Raw genomic sequence first — 18,577 nt, forward strand, 5'->3', positions numbered from 1 at the left:
TATTTTTAGTGTCGAATGGCAAAGTGCTTAGGTAGTGTTGTTAACCCTTTTTGATTAACCCCTTCGACAAAGACCATTCAATCATGAAGAGCAAGTCCAATCTACGTCAGCGGGGCGCGCTCATGATTGAGCTGGTGTTGACACTGCCCATTTTATTGGCTGTTGTTTTCGCGATTGTGGAGTACTCGGTGCTGTTGGGTGCCATGTTGATCATGAACAACACCACCAGTGAGGCAGCACGCCAAGCCACTGTGTATCGAAGCGGCTTCTCGGTCGGTGATTACGAGACCCTTGCACGAGATGCACTTGCAGATTTGTTGCCCGCGTATGTGGGGCCTTTTCGTGAAAGTGTTGTGCCTTCTGTGAATTCTTTTGCCTGCGGCGATTCCACCTGCCTTCGAGTTCGCCTCGATTATCCCAATTACAGCCGCAACCCTTTGGTGGGCAATTCCTTCTTTATTCCTTTGCCCGAGAACTTGTCCGCCCAGTCCACAACACGTGTGGAGCCAAATGATGGTTAAGCCAAATTCACACCAATCACAACGCGGCGCCTATTCAATTCTGACCGTGTTTGTGCTGATCATGAGTGTGGGTGCCTTGGGCGTTCTTGCCGTGGGCCACACGGCCTGGCAAAAAAACCGTTTGCAGGGAGTCGCCGACATGGTGGCTTTGACTGCGGCGCGCCAAATGGCCAATGGTCCTGAGTTTCCCGAGGCACAGGCCATTGCCCTGGCCAACGGCGTAAGCCAAGACGACGATTTGACCATTGAGTGCATTATCAACAACGCACCCACCAACGATTGTGACAATTCCATCACCAGCAGGGTCACTATTGTTCGCCCGGTCAACGGGCTGCTGGCGTTTTTGCCTAACCGTGAGGTCACTGTTCTTGCAGAGGCGACAGTGGCTCCGACAATAGTGGGGACGGTTGCGTCATCCCTGGCGTCGGTTAGCACCAGCCAGTCCGCTTTATTGAATGGCTTGTTGACTGCATTGGGTGGGGGTGCGATCAATTTGAATGTGGCCCAATGGGGCAGCCTGCTAAATAGCAATATTCGTGTTGATTTGCTGGCACTGGCCACTGAGTTGGGCGTTGGCAATGTGAATGACCTGCTCTCGCTGAACGTATCGGCGCTTGGACTACTCCAGGATTCGTTGTTGGTGGGCAATGCGACTGACGCCGAAAAAATGCCGGTTGAAGGATTGCTGAGTGCACTGAGTGGCCCATTGAACCGGGTCAATTTGTCGGTGGGCGATTTGTTGGCGCTGGACTTGTCGGGTCGAACCAACACGCCGCTGGAAGTCAATTTGGGTGAACTTATCCAAGTGACGGTGCTGAACTCAGTGCAGGGGGTGGGCTACGTTCTGCCTATTTCCTCAGGGCTTCTCAACCTGGATGTCGGAGTGAACATTCTCGAGGCGCCCCAAGTGTTTGTGGGTCGAAAAATGCCCTTCAAGGACCCAATAGCAAGTGCAAAAACCGCGCAAGTTGCCTTGAGTGTTCGTATTCGACAGCCTTTGAACCTGAATTTGGCGCTGATTAGTCTCAGTGCATTGGACATGCGCTTGCAGATGCGCGTGGCGGGTGGTTTGGCTGAGGTTAACCAATTGACATGCCGGTATCCACGGGCTGAAAACAATGTTCAGATGACCGTGGTTCCCTCCGTGGCAGATGTCTGCATTGCGCAAAGCGCTGCAAACTTGAATACCACCGTTGGCGCGCTGACCTGCGGTGCACCAGCGAACATTTTGAATGTCACCTTCTTGGGCTTGGTGAATGCGGGGGTCACCGCTGGTGCAAGCACCAGCCTTAGGGCTGATCCCGTCAACTTGAGTTTCGACGGTGTGGCTCCTTTCCAGGAAACAGTGGATCTTGATTTGGGTCAAACCCTCGGCAATTTGTTGTCAAATACCCAACTAAACTTAGGGGTTAACCTTCCTCTTGTTGGGCCATTGATACAAGCGACTGTGAATGGATTGGTCAATACGCTGCTGGTTGCTTTAAGGCCAGTTTTGAGACCGATTCTCGGTGCCGTTGGGGACATACTGGATGGATTGCTTCAAGTTCTTGGTATTGATTTGAACAATGTGGTGGTCAATGTAGATTCCATGGATTGTCAAAGCGTGGTGTTGACCCGATAAAAGAAGGTTGCAACGGGACGGCGTTAATCCACGGGCACAGCTTCGATTTTTTGCAGACCGTACACTGCAGCCAGGCCGGTACCTGCCAGCACGACCAGCCCCCCGATGAAAGTGTGCCAACCCACAGTTTCGTCCAGAAACAGATTGCCCCACAACACGCCAAATACGGGTGTCAAAAACGTCACGGTCAGCGCTGATGTGGGGCCAATGTCCATCACCAACCTGAAGTACAGCAAGTAGGCCACACCACTACAAAGAATACCCACACCCAGAATGGCAAGCCAGCTACTGACTGCCGGTATTTGTTCGGGCAGGTTGAATGGCACAAAAGGCAGCAAAATGAATGAACCCAAAAGCAGGCAGCCAAATGCATTGGTCAGGGGATCAATGTCGTTGCCCAAATACTTTGCCATGTTTGTCGCAATGCCGTAGCAGGCTGCGGCCCCCAGTGCAGCCGCCACGCCAAGTTCTGCGCCTTCGGTATTCAATGTGGTTGCATCAAAGCCTACGATAATTGCAACGCCCACCAGGCCCAAAACAAGCCCAAGCAAGGCCATGGGGGCAGGCACAGCGCGGGTCCACACCAGTGCCACTAGTGCGGCCCATATTGGGGCTGTGGCGTTGATAATTACCAACACCGATGCTGTTACGGTCAATGAGGCATAAGCCACCAAGGTGAAAGGCAGGGCAGAAGCGAACACGGCAATTGCAGCAATCAGCTTCCAGCGTTTTGCGACCTGGGTTTGTTTTCGGGTGATTGCGAACAACCCCCCAAGAAATACGGCACCAAAGGCAACCCGAAGCGCCGCCATGAAAGCGGGTGCCATGTCGGCCGCCGCAATTTTGTAAAATACAAATGACGAGCCCCAGATCATGGACAGCAACAACAATCGTAGCGCACTGGCTTGACTCATGGTTTTCAGCAGGTAGTGAGTGAATGCGCAAGTATGCTGAAGTATTCAATGTTCGTGAGGCGACCCGAGAGCAATTCCCGAAACAATTGAACAATTTATTGCGACTAATGTGCCTCGTCTTCCATTCGTTTTCGGAAGTCGATCGAGTCGCCATCGGCCAGTAGCTGAGTAATTTTTAGCGGTGCACCGTTGGCGTCAAGCGTAAGCAAGCCAACGCCGCTGCCATTGACCAGCCGTTCTCCACGGCTGCCGTGCTCAGGTTTGCGCGGCACTATCCGCATTTTGCGGCGTTTGGTGAACCAGTTCAGCGGTGACCAGGGCGCGTACAGCCAGCGGTTCAAACGATCGAGAATGTCGAGCAGTTTGCGCGGAAATTCGTTTCGAAATCCGCTGCTGGTAATTTGCCAAATATTGGGGCTGTTTTTCTTGCTCCGAAGCTCGACCTCGTAAGCAAATGAGTAGTGCACGTCGCCCGACAAAATCACAAAGTTTTGTGGTGTTTTTCCATGCCGAAACAGGTTCAACAAGGTGCTGGCAGCACCTCGGTGAGCCATCCAGTTCTCGGCGTCGACCATGAGCGGTTTGCCAAACCAGGTGAATACTTTCTGGATGGTTTCAATCAACTTGACCCCGAATATCGGTGCAGGTGAAACCAGCAACACTGCATCATGGCCCAGCAACCTTTGCTGTAACTCCGACAGGGCTTCCCAGTCCATCAAGCCCGAGGGGTGAGCAGGGTTGAATTCTGAGCGCCAGCGATTGGTTCGCGTGTCGACCACCATCAGTGCTGGCTCGGTGTCCCACTTGTATTGCCAACTGCGGAAGGCAATCAGTTCAGTGATCAGTTCTTCATGCGCTTCTTCGCCGGGCAATTGAAGTGCTTCGTCGCAGCGACTCATCATGTCATCGGAAAAGTTTTCCGGCGCATTGCCCCAGGCCTGGCAAACAAGATAGGCCACCAGAGCATTGCCAACAATCCGGCGTGAAAATGGTTCACTGTAGGCAGTGGCTTCCCATTCTGCACTCAGGTTCCAGTCATCAGTAATGTCATGGTCGTCGAACATCATGGCCACAGGGATGTGGGCCATCAGGCGGTGTACGCAATCGAGTTCGGCAACAAATTCTTCCATGGCCTCAAGTTGCGCTTCATAGCGTTCAGCGAACTCGGTGGGCACGTCCACAGGAATGGTCATTTCTGTGTAGCGCCATGGAATGGGCGACCACACCAGCAGGTACATGGCCATGACCTCGGCCAGCGAAATAAGGTGATTGCGTGCATTGTCTGTGGTGAATACCGGTTTTTTTACACCTGTAAACAGCACCGCGCGAATGTCTTTGTTGGCTTTTGTTTTGGGCAGCAACTGGTCGCGTGTGTAGTAATGCGGCTGCTCACGGTGAAGGGTGTGGCTGGTCTCCAACTGTGTGCCGGGCAGGTGCTCTGCGGGTGAATTCAATTCATCAAGCAAGCGGTGTATGGCCACCAGCATGGGGCCAGCCACATCGTCGGTGTAAATTTGATCGCCGCCCATCATCAATAGTGCCGGCCACTCGGTGGGTGTGTCAGCCAGTTCAAGCAAATGCTGGTCGGCCCGAACCAGTCCGTCGCCTGCGGATGTGCCTTCCTGGCGTGCGTAATGGGGCTTTCGACACGAGCCGTGCAAAACACTTTGAACCCGGCTGTGAATGACAAAGCCCAGCGTGCTTTTACCGGGATAAAGCAAGTGGGGGGATTCCTGGGTCAGGTTGATCCACTCACCGTCTGTGTCGTTTTTGTAGCTGAGTTCATAGCCCACCCAGCTGTCAGTGGGCAAGGGCATACTCAGGGGCAGATCGATCAAATGAACGTAGAAATGTTCTGCCACCTTCAGTTCACGGCAATGCCCGCGAATTTCATGCACTTGCGAATCGTGTTTGTCTGGAAACAGGGCAAGCCGCCATTGCACGGGCTTGGAGGTTGCCAACCACAGTGTAATTCGCTCGCTTTGCATGCGGCGCAATACAGGGCCGGCCAGAAGGGTGTTGATGCTCATACTGCGACTGGGGTGAGGTGGGGTAAAAATACACAATCCCTATCAACGTTTTACTATTAATTTGGTGGACAGCTTTCCTGCGCTTTGGCCTTGCTGCCCGCCTTTTGAATACACGCTTTCAATTGATCAAGGTTGGGCAAAGTTTTGCAGTGTGGGGTTTCGCTGAGTGCTTGTGTGCCATCAAAGCCGCAGGCGTAATAGGAGGTCACCGGGTTGACTGCTTTGTTGCTGACCTTGTTGCAGGCCGGCTTCAGGGTGTTGTTGATCCAGTCGTCGTAGCTGCGGGAATCATTTTCGAAGACCGCCTTGTCAGCATTCAGTTGGTCGGCTTGCAAATTGAAGGTGTTCACATCCTCGTTAAAACCATCCACCTCGTTCTTGTCCGGTTTGCCTGTGTTCAGATTTGTTTGCTGATTCCGCAGGGCAACACGTCGTTCGTTCAGTAGTTTTTCGCTGCCACGCAGGTCGCTGGCGCGTTGTTCAAGGGTGTTGAATCGTTTCAGGCCTTGTTGTTCAAGCTGCAGGCAGGTGCGCAATTCACTTTCGTCAACCAGGGGCGGGGTGGGGGTTTGGGCGTGTACCGTGTGGCTTGCCAACAGGATCAGCATTGCCCCGATATTGAGTTTCAGCATGGACATTGGTTTTGGCGAATCAGGTTACAACTGTTTGATGCTAGCAGATGACCCCGGCCTCGCTTTCTTGAAGACAACAATAGGCAAATTAAATCACTTGATCAATTGATTTAATAAGTGGGAATAATTATCATTACTGTTCATTAAAAATTACGAGTGTTTTGTGAATGAACAAGGCTGGCGGCGTGAATCTTTGGGTAACTAATCGAATTTTGAGCGCACTGCTTGGCGGCTATGCATTTACCTGGGGCTTTGCTTCCTTGGGTATCGCCGGGCTGGCGGCATTGGGGGTCGATTTTCACGAGGCTGAAACCGGAATACTCATGCTGGCATTTTTGGTGTTTCTTGGCGTGTTTCTGTGGGCATTTGCCTGCCGCAGTGTGGCCCGTGTATGGGCTGTATTGGCTGGGGGTGGGGCTGTGATGACTCTGTCGGCCTGGTTGATTCAACAAACCATGTTGTCTTGAAGGGGTAGTGGGGTGTTAAGTAATTTCCGTTTGTCCATGACTTGGGTGCACACCTGGTTTGGTTTGGTGTTGGGTTTTGTGTTGATGGTCTGTTTTTTCTTCGGATCACTGTCGGTGTTCGACCGTGAAATAGACCGTTGGGCCATTCCCGAAACACGCTTTGAAGCCCAGCCCATGCCCTCGTTTGACAATATATTGTTGCCCGCCTTGCAACAGCTTGAACCCGATGAGGTGGATTACGCCACGAACATGCCAAGGCTGCACGACCCAGCCAAAGGCGAAATGACTCCGCGCACTGAATTGCCTGTAGACGAATACTGGGCCTATGTGACCCACCGCGACCCTGTTTTGGCGGCGGGCGTGGGTTACGGTGTGCCACTGGCCAAAAACCCCGAGGATCACAATCACATTCACAAAAATGTGACGCTTGATCCGCGCACGGGCGCAGTGTTGCCAGACGACAAACTGAAAATTGGCAGCCACTGGTTTTACCCCATGCACTACAGCCTGCAGTTGAAGTGGAAAAATTTGGGTATCTGGATTGTGGGCTTGGCCGCTTTGATGATGCTTGCGGCGCTGGTCACGGGGGTCATCATGCACCGCAAGGTGTTCCGCGAGTTTTTCACTTTTCGCCCCTGGAAGCGAACTCAGCGCGCAAGCCTCGATTTACACAACCTCACCGGTGTGGTGGCTTTGCCATTTCATTTCTTTTTTGCATTCACGGGTTTGGTCATTTTCGCCAGCTTTTATTTCTTGCCCGTGACCAGCACCATGCTCGATCCGCTTCACAAACAGCATGAAATTCACGAGGCTGCCTCCACTGGGTTGCCACATGATGCTGCGGGTGTTCCCGGCACAATGAGCAGTGTGGATGCCATGGTGGAAGAGGCCAAGCGCCATTGGGCAGACCGCGACATGGCCGGGGAAGTGGGATTCCTGGTGATGCACCATGTGGGCGATGCCAACAGTTATGTGAGCATTTACCGCGCAGGCAGCGACCGGGTTGCCTTGGTGGGAGAGGGTATTCATTTTAAAACCAGCACCGGGGAAGTGCTTAGTGAAGACCCGCCACGCACGTCTGTTTCGGAGGTGAATGAATTTTTGACAGGTCTGCATTTGCAGCACTTTGAACACTGGTTTCTTCGCTGGCTGTATGTGTTGGGTGGTTTATTGGGTGCTGTGTGTATCGCAACCGGCTTTGTTTTCTTTGTTGAAAAACGCAAGACTCAGCACGCAAAAAGTGGCAGCAATGCCAGCCGAGTGGTCGACTCACTGGCAGTAACCACCGTAACCGGTATGGTGATGGCCGCAGTGGGCATGTTGGTGATGAATCGCATTTTGCCACCAGACATGTTGGGCAAAGCCGATTGGGAAAAAGCAGCTTTCTGGACTGTTTGGGCTTTGAGCTTTCTGCACGCTTATGTTCGCAGCGCACCCGTAGCGCTCGGCTTGTTCAACCCGGCCTGGCGCGAGCAATGCTGGGGAGTTGTGGCACTCAGTATTTCAGCAGTGGCGTTGAATTGGGCCACCACCGGAGATCACTTGTTTAAAACAATTTTCACCGACACTTATTGGCCTGTGGCTGGTGTTGATTTAAGCCTGTTGGCGTGTGCCTTCATTGGTGGCTGGGCGGCGTTGAAACTTGCGCGGCGCGAGCGTGGCATACCTGCATTGACTTCAAAAGGCGAGAAGCAGACTGAATCCAAAGCGGGCGAGGTGGCCCATGCCTGAAGCACTTTACCTAACTGCCGCTGCCTTGCTCAGCATGGTGGGCATGGCTTGGCTGGCATTGTCCATGGACGTGCATTGGGCTCAAGTGAAGCAGATTCCATTGGCCGAAAGTCGCCCACCCCGAGTGGCACTGAAGGTGTTGGGTTACACCGCTTTGTTGGTATCACTGGTGGTGTGTTTGGTGGCTGACAGGCCTTCGATTGCCGCGCTGGTGTGGATTATGTTGATGGTTGGGGCGGCTGTGGCGGTGGCCTTTGCGCTTGCCAACAGGCCTGGTGTGTTGAAAGTGGTTTGTCCACTTAACCAGAAGATATAAAAAAAGCCCGCTGATTGTTGCCAGCGGGCTTTTTTCAAGTCGCCAGTTTACTGACGAATCAAATGATCAAATGCCGCCAGGGAGGCATTGGCACCTTCGCCCATGGCGATGATGATCTGCTTGTAAGGCGCTGTGGTGCAGTCGCCTGCGGCAAACACGCCTTCCATGCTGGTGTGGCCTTTGTGGTCCACCACGATTTCACCGTGTTTGCTCAATTCCAGCGTGCCTTTCAACCAGTCGGTGTTGGGCAGCAAACCGATTTGAACAAAAATGCCTTCCAGTTCAACCTGCTTTACTTCATCAGTGGTGCGGTCTTTGTAGCTTAGGCCATACACCTTACTGCCGTCGCCGTTCACCTCGGTGGTCAGCGCATTCAAAATCACCCGCACATTTGGCAAGCTGTTCAGTTTTTTCTGCAGCACCGCGTCGGCTTTCAACTTGGTGTCAAATTCAAACAGGGTTACTTCTTTCACAATGCCGGCCAAATCAATAGCGGCTTCAACACCGCTGTTGCCACCACCAATCACCGCCACGCGCTTGCCCTTGTACAGGGGGCCATCGCAGTGGGGGCAATACGCCACGCCTTTGTTGCGGTATTCGGCTTCGCCGGGCACATTCATTTCGCGCCAGCGTGCGCCGGTGCTTAGAATAATGGTTTTGCTGGTCAGCTTGGCGCCATTTTCCAGCTCCACTTCAACCTTGCCATCCGCAAGTTTTTGCAAGGCTTTGGCGCGTTGCAAACTCATCACGTCAATGTCGTATTCCTTCACGTGTTGTTCCAGTGCAGCCACCAGTTTTGGGCCTTCTGTTTCTTTCACGGAAATGAAGTTTTCAATGCCGAGCGTATCCAATACCTGGCCACCAAATTTCTCGGTAAGCACACCGGTTTTCACGCCTTTGCGCGCGGCGTAAATTGCAGCGGCAGCACCTGCTGGACCACCGCCTACAATCAACACATCAAACTCGCCTTTGGCGTTCAGTTTGGCTGCGTCTTTTTCAGCAGCGCCAGTGTCCAGCTTGGCGATAATTTCTTCCAGCGTCATGCGACCTGAGCCAAAACTTTCGTTGCTGTCACCTTGGGTGCCCTGAAACACGGTGGGCACGGCCATCACCTTGCGCTGCTCCACCAGTGGCTGGAACATGCCACCATCAATCATGGTGTGGCTGAAAGCCGGGTTCAGCGCGGCAATGGTGTTCAATGCCTGAACAACATCCGGGCAGTTGTGGCAGCTCAACGAAATCACGGTTTCAAAGTGAGCGCCATTTGCGGGTGCCTGCAAACCCTTGATTTGTTCAATCACGTCTGCTTCCACCTTGGGTGGGTGTCCACCCACGTGCAGCAAGCCCAGTAGCAGCGATGTAAATTCATGGCCCATGGGCAAACCGGCGAAACGCACGCGGCCTTCTTCGCCTTGCTTGGCAATCGAGAAGGAGGGGCGCAGGTTGTAGTCGCCGTCCAGGCGCACGGAAACCTGGTTTGAACACTCTGCGATTTCTTGTACAAGCTGTTCCATATCGCGCGCTTTGTCGCTGTTGTCGAGCGAGGCCACCAATTCAATGGGGTGCCGCAGCATCTGCAGATAGGTCTTCAGTTGTTGTTTGATGTTTGCGTCGAGCATGGGGTACTCCGGGGGATGTTCTTCATGTGTTTTTGAACATGGGGCCGCTCCCTTGTGGGGAGCGGTTTACTACTACCAATTCAAAGGTGATTTGAATTTAGATCTTGCCAACCAGGTCCAGTGATGGAGTCAAAGCGGCGTCGCCTTCTTTCCACTTGGCTGGGCAAGCCTGGCCTGGGTTCTTGGCGATGTACTGGGCGGCTTGAATTTTGCGCTTCAGTTCAGATGCGTCACGGCCAATGCCCAGGTCGTGCACTTCCATGACCTTGATCACGCCCTGTGGGTCGAGTACGAATGTACCGCGCAGTGCCAAACCTTCTTCTTCAATCATCACGTCGAAGTTACGTGTGATCTGGCCGGTGGGGTCACCGATCATTGGGAAGCGGATTTTACCGATTGTTTCTGTGGCGTCAGCCCAGGCTTTGTGGGTGTAGTGGGTGTCGGTGGACACAGAGAACACTTCCACGCCCATGGCTTTCAATTCTTCGTACTGGTCAGCCAGGTCGCCCAATTCAGTGGGGCATACGAATGTGAAGTCGGCAGGGTAGAAGAAGAAAACGGACCACTTGCCCAGCACGTCGGCTTCGGTCAGGTTGATTTCTTTGCCATTCCAGTACGCAGTGGCTTTGAACGGCTTGATTGTGGTGTTGATCAGAGACATTTGCAGTCCTCCAAAAAGTTAATGAACAGTTAGTAATTTAATTCCATGCCATTTTAACCAAAATATTGTGCGATTGCAAAATTTAATGGATTAATTGTATTGATTCATAAAAGCTATTGAATGATGTTTCTCACTGTATGTGGAAATAAGTCTCTAGTTCAAAAGGGAAAAGGGTTTCAGCAATTTATTGAAAAAATGAAATTGAGAATTGTTTTGAAGAATAACTCTAAAAATTTGATTGATTGATCGAGTTAAATGCCAAAAGGAATTTTTTCTGTTGCGTTGCAATATTTTCGAATCTTGAACTGGTAAACGTGAGTATCTTTGAGCGCGTTAGTTATGGATCGCCCGAAATCAGTTAATTCCAATTTCAACGGGCATTCAAGGAGATAGCGATGCACAAGAGAAAAACATTCATTCAATCCACATTGGCGGTTACCTGTGCGGCACTGTTCGTTGCAGCGTGTGGAGGCGGTGGCGATGATTCTGCCGGAACAGGTACATTGCGTACCGCAATGACCGATGCACCGTCTTGTGGTTACGACAATGTCTTTGTGACCGTTGATCGCATTCGGGTGAACAACAGCGCCAACGCAGAACCCGATGGTGCGGGCTGGTCGGAAGTGGTGCTGGAACAGCCGCGTCAAATTGATTTGCTTGATTTACAGAATGGCGTGATCGAGGAACTTGGCGAGGTCACCTTGCCTGTTGGTCGGGTGCAGCAGGTTCGTTTGGTATTGGTGGACAATGCGACTGCCGATCCTGCCGACATTGAATTTGATCCCGACGCAGACCCAAGCCGCGCACCCAACCATGTGGTATTTAGCGCCGGTGGTTTCGAAGATTTGAAAACACCGAGTGGCCAGCAAAGCGGTGTGAAGATCAATGTGGGCATTGATGTGGCCGAGGGGCAGGTGGCCGATTTGCTGATTGATTTTGATGCATGTCAGTCGGTGGTAGAGGCCGGTGGCTCAGGCAACTTTTTGCTGAAACCGGTGCTCACAGCGATTCCCCGTTTGTCGTCGGGCGTGCGTGGTTCTGTGGCCGATGCCCTGGTGCCCGAGGGTGTGAGTGTTTCTCTTCAGCAAGATGGTGAAGTGGTTCGTGCCACTGCGCCAATCGAGTCAACAGACCTTGATGAGAACGGCAACTTCATTCTGGCGCAGGTTACGCCCGGCACCTATGATTTGGTGTTCACAGCGCCTGGTTTCGTCACCAAAGTGGTCACCGATGTGGTGGTACCCGAGGGCGAATTGGTGAACCTGGATCCAGATTCAACTACCGCGGTTGACGAGAATGAAATTGTGTTGCTGCCAGCAACTGTTGAAGGTGATGCGGTTGGTACAGTGACCAACACCGACGATATGAAGCCCGCCACTTTTGTGGACATTACGCAAACCTTGTCTGTGGGTGCCACTGTGCTGATCAATTCGGCTCAGCTGTCGTATGAAACCTTTGACTCGGCTGGCATGGTGACCGGCATGGGAGACACGGCTGGCTACTCATTCACCTTGCCGGTGGATGCGCCTGAGGTAGCGCCGTACACATCAACTGGCACGTTCAACTTCACCATCGACACCGCAGTGGAAGGGGATTACATGGTCATGGCCATTGCCGAGCCCGTGGATTTAACACCGGTGGTACAAACTGCAGCAGCCAGTTTTGATCCCGGATTTGTGGGCACCGTAGATGCGCCTCGTGAAGTCATCACCAATGACTTCGATTTCTCAAGCGCACCAGCACCTTGATTATTCAACCCTGGTGTTGAGCCAGCCCCGCCCAAAGCAGATTAAACATGGTGTTGATCACCGTGGCTTTGGGCACCAGGGGCTGCGTTAACCACCACTTCGCCAGTTGTTCACCCGCGCCCGACAAGGCGTGGGCTGTGGCTACAATTTCTTCGTCAGACACCACACCTTTCAGATCACTCAGCAACGTTGCAATGCGATTGACTGTGTCAAAACGCAGTTGACTGGCTGCAACCGAGGCGGGTCCTGCCACTGCGGCACCACTGTCGTAGAGAAAACGAAACGCATCGCGCTCGCATTCAACAAAGGCAAAATAGCCCTCGATACCTCCACGCAAGCGACCTTGCAAACCTTCGCCTTTCAAGGCGTGATCAACAATGTAAGCATTGAGCACGTCGCGGGCTTTCTTCAGGCATGCCAGGTACACGCCGTCTTTGTTGCCAAACAGTTTGTACACCACTGGCCGGGTCACACCTGCAGCCTTGGCAATGTCTTCCATGGCCGCGCCTTGGTAGCCGCTTTCCACAAACATGCGTTGCGCAACCTCGAGCAATTGACGCTCTCGATCCTCAGGTTTCATGCGGGTTTGCGCTTGTTTTAACATGTTTAACTCGTTGAATTTACAGTGGAAAAACTACACTAGACATATTACAGCTTCTTAAATTAATCTTTGGTTACAGTAATGTAACTTAAGGGTCGAACACAAGACCCCACGCTAAAAGAGAGAGACATGAGGACGACAAACTGGGGTGGGGCCATTGTATTGGTTTGGGCTGTGCTATTGGGCGGGTGCATGGGTGATTCTGGTTCGCCGCAAACCGACAGCCCCACAATGACCAATCCCAACGAGGAAGAATCTGATACGCCTGTGGATTCAGACAATCCTGGTGATTCGGACGATGATGGCGAGGGTGACGGGAGTAACAGTGGTGGGGGTTCGCCACCCCTGTTTCCCAAAGACCCGGTTGTTCGAGCCGAGCCAGCAGGAACAGGTGCAGCACCAGCGGGTGCCGAGCGTTGTGATCCACTGGACCCAGCTTATTGCCTGTTCCCGTTTCCAAACAATTACTTCACGACAGCCGACACCCAAACTGACACCAAAATGCGGGTGAATTTGAATGTGTTGGCCATGCCTAAAAATATTGTGGGCAAACCAATTGACCCCACAGACTGGAACCGCAACGACGGATTTTCTCCAGGACAGCCCATCTTGGCGCGCGTGCCTGGTCTGGATTTACAAAAAACGGGTGCTGTACCCATTACCCATATCGAAGCAAGTTTGCAGCGCAATCAGCCGATCGTATTGATCGACACGCTGACTTTGAAAAAGCAGCTGATTTGGGCCGAGCTCGATGCCAACATTACGCAAGGTCAATTGAATTTGCCCAATGCAGAGCCTGGCCCTGCCTTGCTTATTCGGGTCGCGAAAAACCTGGAACCGGGTCGCCGTTACATTGTGGCCCTGCGCAACCTGAAAAACAGTGCGGGCGACAACATCGAGCCCGGTTCAGTGTTCAAAGCCTATCGAGATGGTTTGCCCTTGGCCAACGCGGCACAAAATGCGCGCAAGCCGCTGATGGAAAATATATTCAGTGTGTTGAGCATGGCCGGGGTTGAACGGGACAACCTTTACCTGGCCTGGGATTTCACAGTGGCCTCGGGTCGCAATCTCACGGAGCGCTTAATTCATGCGCGCGATGTATCCATTGAAGCCACTGCACAACAATCGCCCAACTTCACCATTGATGCCGTTATTGAAAACCCTGAAAACGGATCCGCCAGTGAAATTACCGCCCGTCGAATTCGGGGGCATATTGATGTGCCGTGTTTTCTCACCAGCCCCAATTGTTTGTCGGGCGGCACTTACAACTACCCACTGGTGCCCACGGGCAGCCCGGCCACCGCATTGCCCCAACGCAACCCGTTGACACCGAATGCCAGCGTGCCTTTCATTTGTTCAATCGCCCGCAAGAATCTGGATACCGGCGAGCCAGCGCGTGCCTCGTTGTACGGCCACGGTTTGTTGGGCTCGCGCGATGAAGGCAACACCTATGATTTGAATGTGCGGGCCATGGCCGAACGCCACAACTTTTTGTTCTGCATGGTGGACTGGGCAGGCTTGGCCACGGGCAACCAGCCTGACGACCCGGATGACAACCGCAAGTACGATCCATTCTGGGATGCAGCTGGTGGTGACCTGGCCAGCACTGTAGCGATGTTGGCCGATTTCAGTGGTTTTAACCGTTTAACCGATCGCCTGCAGCAAGGGTTCCTGAACTTCACAATGCTTGGGCGTGCCATGATTTCCGTGAATGGTTTTTGCACGCATCCTGCTTTTCAGAAAGACGGCAAATGCCTGATTGACCGCAGCGAACTTTTTTACGATGGCAATTCGCAAGGCGGCATCAACGGTGGACCCGTCACTGCCATTTCACCGGATATTCAAGCCGCGACACTGGGTGTGCCGGGCATGGCGTATTCTACCTTGTTGCAGCGGTCTGTTGATTTTGCACCGTATGCCCCTGCTTTTTACGAGGCTTATCCGGCCTCGCTGGATCAACAATTCATTCTTTCGCTGATTCAAATGCTGTGGGACCGGGGCGAGAACAATGGTTACGCCTGGAGTTTGGTGCCAGGCCGGGAGTTGCCCGGAACCCGCCCGAACAAGCGCGTGTTGCTGATCCCGGCGTTTGCAGATCATCAGGTGTACATGAACACTGCCGAGGTCATGGCACGCACCATTGAAGCGCCCTTGCAATGCCCGGCGGTGGTGGGTGGGCCTTCCGCCCAGCGCGGGCCAGCGGTGCTCAAGCAAGTGCACCCCGCAGTGCGTGCTGAACAGGAGCAGTTCCCGAATGTGTCGTTTGGTCGCAGGCACCCCGATGATCATCCTTATTTTGGTTTGCCCTGCATCAAAAAGTATCCCCATGTGGGCAATGCGCTGACCGTTTGGGACAGCGGCCCCATGACCAACGCCGATGGCTCGGCCAACCCCAATGGCAGTGCGCCCCCACCACTGGACAACCAGCCAATGGCCAGTGGTTACGGTGCCGATCCGCACGGGCATCCGAGAAATGAACAAAAAAACATGGACATGAAGGCTGCTTTCCTGAAAAAGCAGGGTGCATTGATTGATGTGTGCAACGGCATGCCTTGCAGCTCTCGCGGGTTCAACCCGTCATTGAAATAGTGGGGATGTGGCAATGAAAACAATTCAATGGAATGTGATGGGGCTCTGCCTGCTGTTGTCAGCATGTTTGGGTTCGAACAACGACCCGGTGACCGCATCGAGAACCGACACCAATGAAAATTCCTCGCCGGTGATTGTGGACCCGCCGCCTGGTAACGGTGGCGGCAATGGCGGTGGTAACGGTGGCGGCAATGGCGGTGGCGGTAATCCCAATTTACTCGACACTTCCCAGTTTCGTGCCGCATCGGCCAAGCGCAACATTGACCCAACACCCGCGCAAATTCAGGGTGTGGTCACCAGCAGCACGCCCATTGTTGGCAAGTTGCAGCAATTCAATCTGGGTGGTTATGGTGGTTTTGAGTTCAATGGCCCTGAAGATTTTGTGAATTTTGACATTGGTGGTCCACCTGCCAACGGCATCGGTGATGGCACCTTCGTACGCGTATTTGTGCTTGAAGGGCAGACCGAACCAGCCAACCGTGTGGTGTTTGTCACCATTGATGCAATTGGTGCAGGCAATGTGATTCAAAACAAATTGAAAGCAGCGGTTGCGCAAGCTGCAAATGTGCCGCCCAACAATGTGTTGTTTGCCCAAACGCATTCGCATTCCGGTGCCGATTTGCAGGGGCTTTGGGGCGGTGTGCCGGCAAGCTGGTTGAGTTGCGAGCAGGCCGACCCGGCACAAGCCTGCGACCCGGCCTTGAAAGGTGGCCTGTATCAATTGGCTGCAGAAGCAGCTGCCGAGGCAGTGGCCAATTTGAAACCGGCTTACCTAGATTTTGCGCAAACAGTGCTCGAAGGTGAGGCCCGATTGAACAACTTCAGGCGCTGCGATCCCGATGACTCAAGAACGCCTGACCCCACGCTGACCCTGCTGCAAGCCCGCACGGCACGTGGTGATGTGTTGGGGTCGGTGTTGAACTACTCGGCACACCCCACTGTCTTGAATTCCAGCAACCGCTTGGTTCACACCGACTGGGTGGGCGGTGCCTTGCGCACACTGGAGCGCAATTTCAATTCCACTGTGCTGTATTACAACGGAGCAATTGCGGATTCCTCACCGCGTGCGCCAGCGGCGAATGACCCTTATGAGAAAGCCAACGCCATGGGGGTGGCTGTGGCACAGGCGGCCATGAATACCTTGCCGACGCGCAAGAAGGTGGAGGGTGGTTTGTTGGTGAACCACGCCACAGCCTTTTTGCCCGTGACCAATCCGCTATTCGTGGGTGCAGGTGGCTTGCGCAGTTTCAATGGTTATTACAACTTCACGCCGCTGGGCGAACAGTTGGCCGCCAACATTCCTGGTTATGAAAATCTTCCGCAAGCGGCTTTGTACGCTGAAACACCTGTCAGCAGAATTCGGCTGGGGCAGGGCGAAGGCAAAGTGCTGGAACTTGTAACGATTCCCGGCGAGGGTTCCAAAGGCATGGCAGATTCCATTCGCGCACGAAGCAGCAACCCGATGATGTTAATGGGCCTGACCCACAATTCGCTGGGTTATATCCTGACGGAAAACGAGTTTGGAAATGGCCTTTTTGAATGCCAGTCTTTCTACGAGGAAACGGTGTCGCTGGGGCCTTTTACAACCCCAGCGTTGAACTTGCAGGCTTACGATCCGCTGTTTGCGCCGTAAGCCGGCTTGGTATTCAGAACTTGGACTTGGCCTTGTCAAAGGCCTCTTTGATGTTGTCCCAGGCGCTGTTTGCACCATCCTTCAAACTTTCGAAGGCTTCAGCGCTGGCACCTTTCAATTCTTCAAGTTTCGAACGACCTTGGGCCAGTTTGGCTTCCAGTGCGTCGATTGATTCATTCAACTCTTGCTTGGCATCAGCTGACTTACCGTCGGCCTTGGCCTTGAGTTTGTCCAGGTCTGCTTTCCATTCGTCCAACTGGGCATTCAGTTTTGCCTTGTAGTGTTCGAGGTCTGCCATGGTGTGTACTCCTTCATGTTTAAAACTGGAAGTATCAGGGTAACAACACTTTGTGACTGAAAGTACGCTCATTCGAAGAGCGCTTACTCTAATCATGAATCGCGGCTGTTGAAATTGCTTATGATGTTGCTATCTATAGTGGGCGGCTCAACAACCGCAATGCAGTGAAGGGCTGTATCTTCCATGTCTTTGTTCGAAACCACTGAAGTATTGGTTTTTTTCAACGTGCTGTTGCAGCAGTTGGGTGCTCCTGTGCCTGCAGTTCCCACGATGATTCTGTCGGCCAGTTTGTCGGGGCAGTGGTCTGGCATTTTTTTGCTGGCTTTCGTGGCCACGTCTGCTTCGCTGATTGCCGACTGGGTGTGGTACCTCGCAGGGCGCTATTACGGTTACCGGGTCTTGGCGGTGCTGTGCAAATTGTCGATCAATCCTGAATCGTGTGTCAGTCAAACCGAGTCCAGGTTTCGCGTGTGGGGGCCTTGGTCACTGGTGGTGGCCAAATTCATTCCCGGTTTTTCGACCGTAGCGCCCCCCATTGCCGGTGCCGTGAAAATGCCAATTCTCAGCTTCACGCTGGCCTCGGCCTTGGGCGCATTCTTGTGGGCCATGGCTGCCTTGTTGGCGGGCTGGCTTTTCAAGGAGCAGGTCAATTCGATCTATGCCGCATTGCAAGACAATCTGTTTATTGTGGGCGTGGTAGCTGCCCTGATTTGCAGTTTTTGGCTGATGTGGAAGCTGGCTCGAAGGGACGCTTTTCAATCTCGCCTGAAAATGCCGAAGGTGCCTGCTGTGGAAGTGCTGGCCTGGGTCAAAGCTGGGCAATCCAACCTGCGTTTAATCGATCTTCGCCCAGCCATTGTTCAGGAAGCTGAACCCATGGCAGGCTGGTTGCCCGCCAACGCCGAAAGTGCACTGGCTGCCGCACGCGCCTGGCCAAAATCTGATTTGATTGTGACCATGTGTGCCTGCCCCGACGATGTCAGCGCAGCACATGTGGCTGGGCTGTTGCGCAAGCAAGGCTACAAGCGAGCCAAGGCCATGCAGGGCGGATACGAGGCCTGGCTGGCCAGCAAGCAATCGAATTAAGCGTTTGGGCTCCACAGCCGCAATAATCGCCGCCGAATTCAATTCAAATTCCTGTAACCTTTGTTGCTTGCTTAGCGTAATAAGCCTTGTGACTTTTGTTTTATTCCAAC

General features: G+C 53.2%; 16 protein-coding genes. 9 read left to right on the forward strand and 7 right to left on the reverse strand.

Translation table 11 applies throughout. The annotated features are described in order from the left end of the window. The first annotated feature begins 83 nt into the window (after positions 1-83). Positions 84-521: a TadE/TadG family type IV pilus assembly protein gene (locus tag FRIGORI9N_RS03435; protein WP_159568482.1), complete on the forward strand. Its 438-nt coding sequence runs from the start codon at positions 84-86 to the stop codon at positions 519-521. Next, complete coding sequence (locus tag FRIGORI9N_RS03440) at positions 511-2,142, forward strand: hypothetical protein (protein WP_159568483.1); 1,632 nt, start codon at positions 511-513, stop codon at positions 2,140-2,142. Before FRIGORI9N_RS03435 ends, FRIGORI9N_RS03440 begins: the two co-directional genes overlap by 11 nt. 23 nt (positions 2,143-2,165) lie before the next feature. Here FRIGORI9N_RS03440 and FRIGORI9N_RS03445 read toward each other — a convergent pair whose 3' ends face one another. The 3 genes from FRIGORI9N_RS03445 to FRIGORI9N_RS03455 form a co-directional block, all read right to left on the reverse strand. Further along, on the reverse strand, positions 2,166-3,056 hold the full coding sequence (locus FRIGORI9N_RS03445) for a DMT family transporter (RefSeq protein ID WP_159568484.1): 891 nt from the start codon (positions 3,054-3,056) through the stop codon (positions 2,166-2,168). Between the two features lie 104 nt (positions 3,057-3,160). Beyond that, positions 3,161-5,086: an alkaline phosphatase D family protein gene (locus FRIGORI9N_RS03450; protein ID WP_159568485.1), complete on the reverse strand. Its 1,926-nt coding sequence runs from the start codon at positions 5,084-5,086 to the stop codon at positions 3,161-3,163. Positions 5,087-5,142: 56 nt separating this feature from the next. Beyond that, on the reverse strand, positions 5,143-5,718 hold the full coding sequence (locus FRIGORI9N_RS03455) for a hypothetical protein (RefSeq protein ID WP_159568486.1): 576 nt from the start codon (positions 5,716-5,718) through the stop codon (positions 5,143-5,145). 167 nt (positions 5,719-5,885) lie between these two features. On the opposite strand from FRIGORI9N_RS03455, the gene FRIGORI9N_RS03460 reads away from it, so the two are divergent. Genes FRIGORI9N_RS03460 through FRIGORI9N_RS03470 form a run of 3 tightly spaced genes read left to right on the forward strand, consistent with a single transcriptional unit; the run spans position 5,886 to position 8,232 of the window. Next, on the forward strand, positions 5,886-6,185 hold the full coding sequence (locus FRIGORI9N_RS03460) for an iron uptake protein (RefSeq protein ID WP_159568487.1): 300 nt from the start codon (positions 5,886-5,888) through the stop codon (positions 6,183-6,185). A 12-nt stretch (positions 6,186-6,197) separates the two neighbouring features. Further along, positions 6,198-7,916: a PepSY domain-containing protein gene (locus FRIGORI9N_RS03465; protein ID WP_201301400.1), complete on the forward strand. Its 1,719-nt coding sequence runs from the start codon at positions 6,198-6,200 to the stop codon at positions 7,914-7,916. Continuing rightward, a complete protein-coding gene (locus FRIGORI9N_RS03470; RefSeq protein WP_159568488.1) occupies positions 7,909-8,232 on the forward strand; it encodes a DUF3325 family protein in 324 nt (107 codons plus the stop codon). Before FRIGORI9N_RS03465 ends, FRIGORI9N_RS03470 begins: the two co-directional genes overlap by 8 nt. Positions 8,233-8,279: 47 nt before the next feature. Here FRIGORI9N_RS03470 and ahpF read toward each other — a convergent pair whose 3' ends face one another. Both ahpF and ahpC read right to left on the reverse strand, forming a co-directional pair. Next, complete coding sequence (gene ahpF, locus FRIGORI9N_RS03475) at positions 8,280-9,851, reverse strand: alkyl hydroperoxide reductase subunit F (protein ID WP_159568489.1); 1,572 nt, start codon at positions 9,849-9,851, stop codon at positions 8,280-8,282. Between the two features lie 97 nt (positions 9,852-9,948). Then, positions 9,949-10,512, reverse strand: a complete 564-nt coding sequence (ahpC, locus tag FRIGORI9N_RS03480) for an alkyl hydroperoxide reductase subunit C (RefSeq protein ID WP_159568490.1) — start codon at positions 10,510-10,512, stop codon at positions 9,949-9,951. A gap of 395 nt (positions 10,513-10,907) precedes the next feature. Here ahpC and FRIGORI9N_RS03485 point away from each other — a divergent pair, with 395 nt between their 5' ends. Then, a complete protein-coding gene (locus tag FRIGORI9N_RS03485; RefSeq protein WP_159568491.1) occupies positions 10,908-12,260 on the forward strand; it encodes a DUF4382 domain-containing protein in 1,353 nt (450 codons plus the stop codon). Positions 12,261-12,264: 4 nt separating this feature from the next. On the opposite strand, the gene FRIGORI9N_RS03490 is transcribed toward FRIGORI9N_RS03485, so the two are convergent. After that, positions 12,265-12,864: a TetR/AcrR family transcriptional regulator gene (locus FRIGORI9N_RS03490; RefSeq protein WP_159568492.1), complete on the reverse strand. Its 600-nt coding sequence runs from the start codon at positions 12,862-12,864 to the stop codon at positions 12,265-12,267. A gap of 126 nt (positions 12,865-12,990) precedes the next feature. Between FRIGORI9N_RS03490 and FRIGORI9N_RS03495 the strand changes: the two genes are divergently transcribed. Continuing rightward, positions 12,991-15,450: a hypothetical protein gene (locus tag FRIGORI9N_RS03495; RefSeq protein ID WP_159568493.1), complete on the forward strand. Its 2,460-nt coding sequence runs from the start codon at positions 12,991-12,993 to the stop codon at positions 15,448-15,450. Between the two features lie 13 nt (positions 15,451-15,463). After that, positions 15,464-17,083 (forward strand): neutral/alkaline non-lysosomal ceramidase N-terminal domain-containing protein, encoded by a 1,620-nt coding sequence (locus FRIGORI9N_RS03500; protein WP_159568494.1) that lies wholly within the window; start codon positions 15,464-15,466, stop codon positions 17,081-17,083. Positions 17,084-17,096: 13 nt separating this feature from the next. Here FRIGORI9N_RS03500 and FRIGORI9N_RS03505 read toward each other — a convergent pair whose 3' ends face one another. Continuing rightward, complete coding sequence (locus FRIGORI9N_RS03505) at positions 17,097-17,381, reverse strand: coiled coil domain-containing protein (RefSeq protein ID WP_159568495.1); 285 nt, start codon at positions 17,379-17,381, stop codon at positions 17,097-17,099. A gap of 183 nt (positions 17,382-17,564) precedes the next feature. Between FRIGORI9N_RS03505 and FRIGORI9N_RS03510 the strand changes: the two genes are divergently transcribed. After that, positions 17,565-18,467: a VTT domain-containing protein gene (locus tag FRIGORI9N_RS03510; protein WP_159568496.1), complete on the forward strand. Its 903-nt coding sequence runs from the start codon at positions 17,565-17,567 to the stop codon at positions 18,465-18,467. Positions 18,468-18,577: the final 110 nt, after the last annotated feature.

Origin of the sequence: Limnobacter sp. 130, assembly GCF_902506325.1 — a bacterium.
GTDB lineage: Bacteria > Pseudomonadota > Gammaproteobacteria > Burkholderiales > Burkholderiaceae_B > Limnobacter.

Bases quoted from the DNA above. Each gene is read 5' to 3' on its own strand.
- FRIGORI9N_RS03505 (WP_159568495.1), bottom strand. From the start codon at position 17,381: ATGGCAGACCTCGAACACTACAAGGCAAAACTGAATGCCCAGTTGGAC.
- FRIGORI9N_RS03460 (WP_159568487.1), top strand. From the start codon at position 5,886: ATGAACAAGGCTGGCGGCGTGAATCTTTGGGTAACTAATCGAATTTTG.
- FRIGORI9N_RS03445 (WP_159568484.1), bottom strand. From the start codon at position 3,056: ATGAGTCAAGCCAGTGCGCTACGATTGTTGTTGCTGTCCATGATCTGG.
- FRIGORI9N_RS03470 (WP_159568488.1), top strand. From the start codon at position 7,909: ATGCCTGAAGCACTTTACCTAACTGCCGCTGCCTTGCTCAGCATGGTG.
- ahpC (WP_159568490.1), bottom strand. From the start codon at position 10,512: ATGTCTCTGATCAACACCACAATCAAGCCGTTCAAAGCCACTGCGTAC.
- FRIGORI9N_RS03495 (WP_159568493.1), top strand. From the start codon at position 12,991: ATGAGGACGACAAACTGGGGTGGGGCCATTGTATTGGTTTGGGCTGTG.
- FRIGORI9N_RS03485 (WP_159568491.1), top strand. From the start codon at position 10,908: ATGCACAAGAGAAAAACATTCATTCAATCCACATTGGCGGTTACCTGT.
- FRIGORI9N_RS03440 (WP_159568483.1), top strand. From the start codon at position 511: ATGATGGTTAAGCCAAATTCACACCAATCACAACGCGGCGCCTATTCA.
- FRIGORI9N_RS03510 (WP_159568496.1), top strand. From the start codon at position 17,565: ATGTCTTTGTTCGAAACCACTGAAGTATTGGTTTTTTTCAACGTGCTG.
- FRIGORI9N_RS03500 (WP_159568494.1), top strand. From the start codon at position 15,464: ATGAAAACAATTCAATGGAATGTGATGGGGCTCTGCCTGCTGTTGTCA.
- FRIGORI9N_RS03455 (WP_159568486.1), bottom strand. From the start codon at position 5,718: ATGCTGAAACTCAATATCGGGGCAATGCTGATCCTGTTGGCAAGCCAC.
- FRIGORI9N_RS03435 (WP_159568482.1), top strand. From the start codon at position 84: ATGAAGAGCAAGTCCAATCTACGTCAGCGGGGCGCGCTCATGATTGAG.
- ahpF (WP_159568489.1), bottom strand. From the start codon at position 9,851: ATGCTCGACGCAAACATCAAACAACAACTGAAGACCTATCTGCAGATG.
- FRIGORI9N_RS03490 (WP_159568492.1), bottom strand. From the start codon at position 12,864: ATGTTAAAACAAGCGCAAACCCGCATGAAACCTGAGGATCGAGAGCGT.
- FRIGORI9N_RS03450 (WP_159568485.1), bottom strand. From the start codon at position 5,086: ATGAGCATCAACACCCTTCTGGCCGGCCCTGTATTGCGCCGCATGCAA.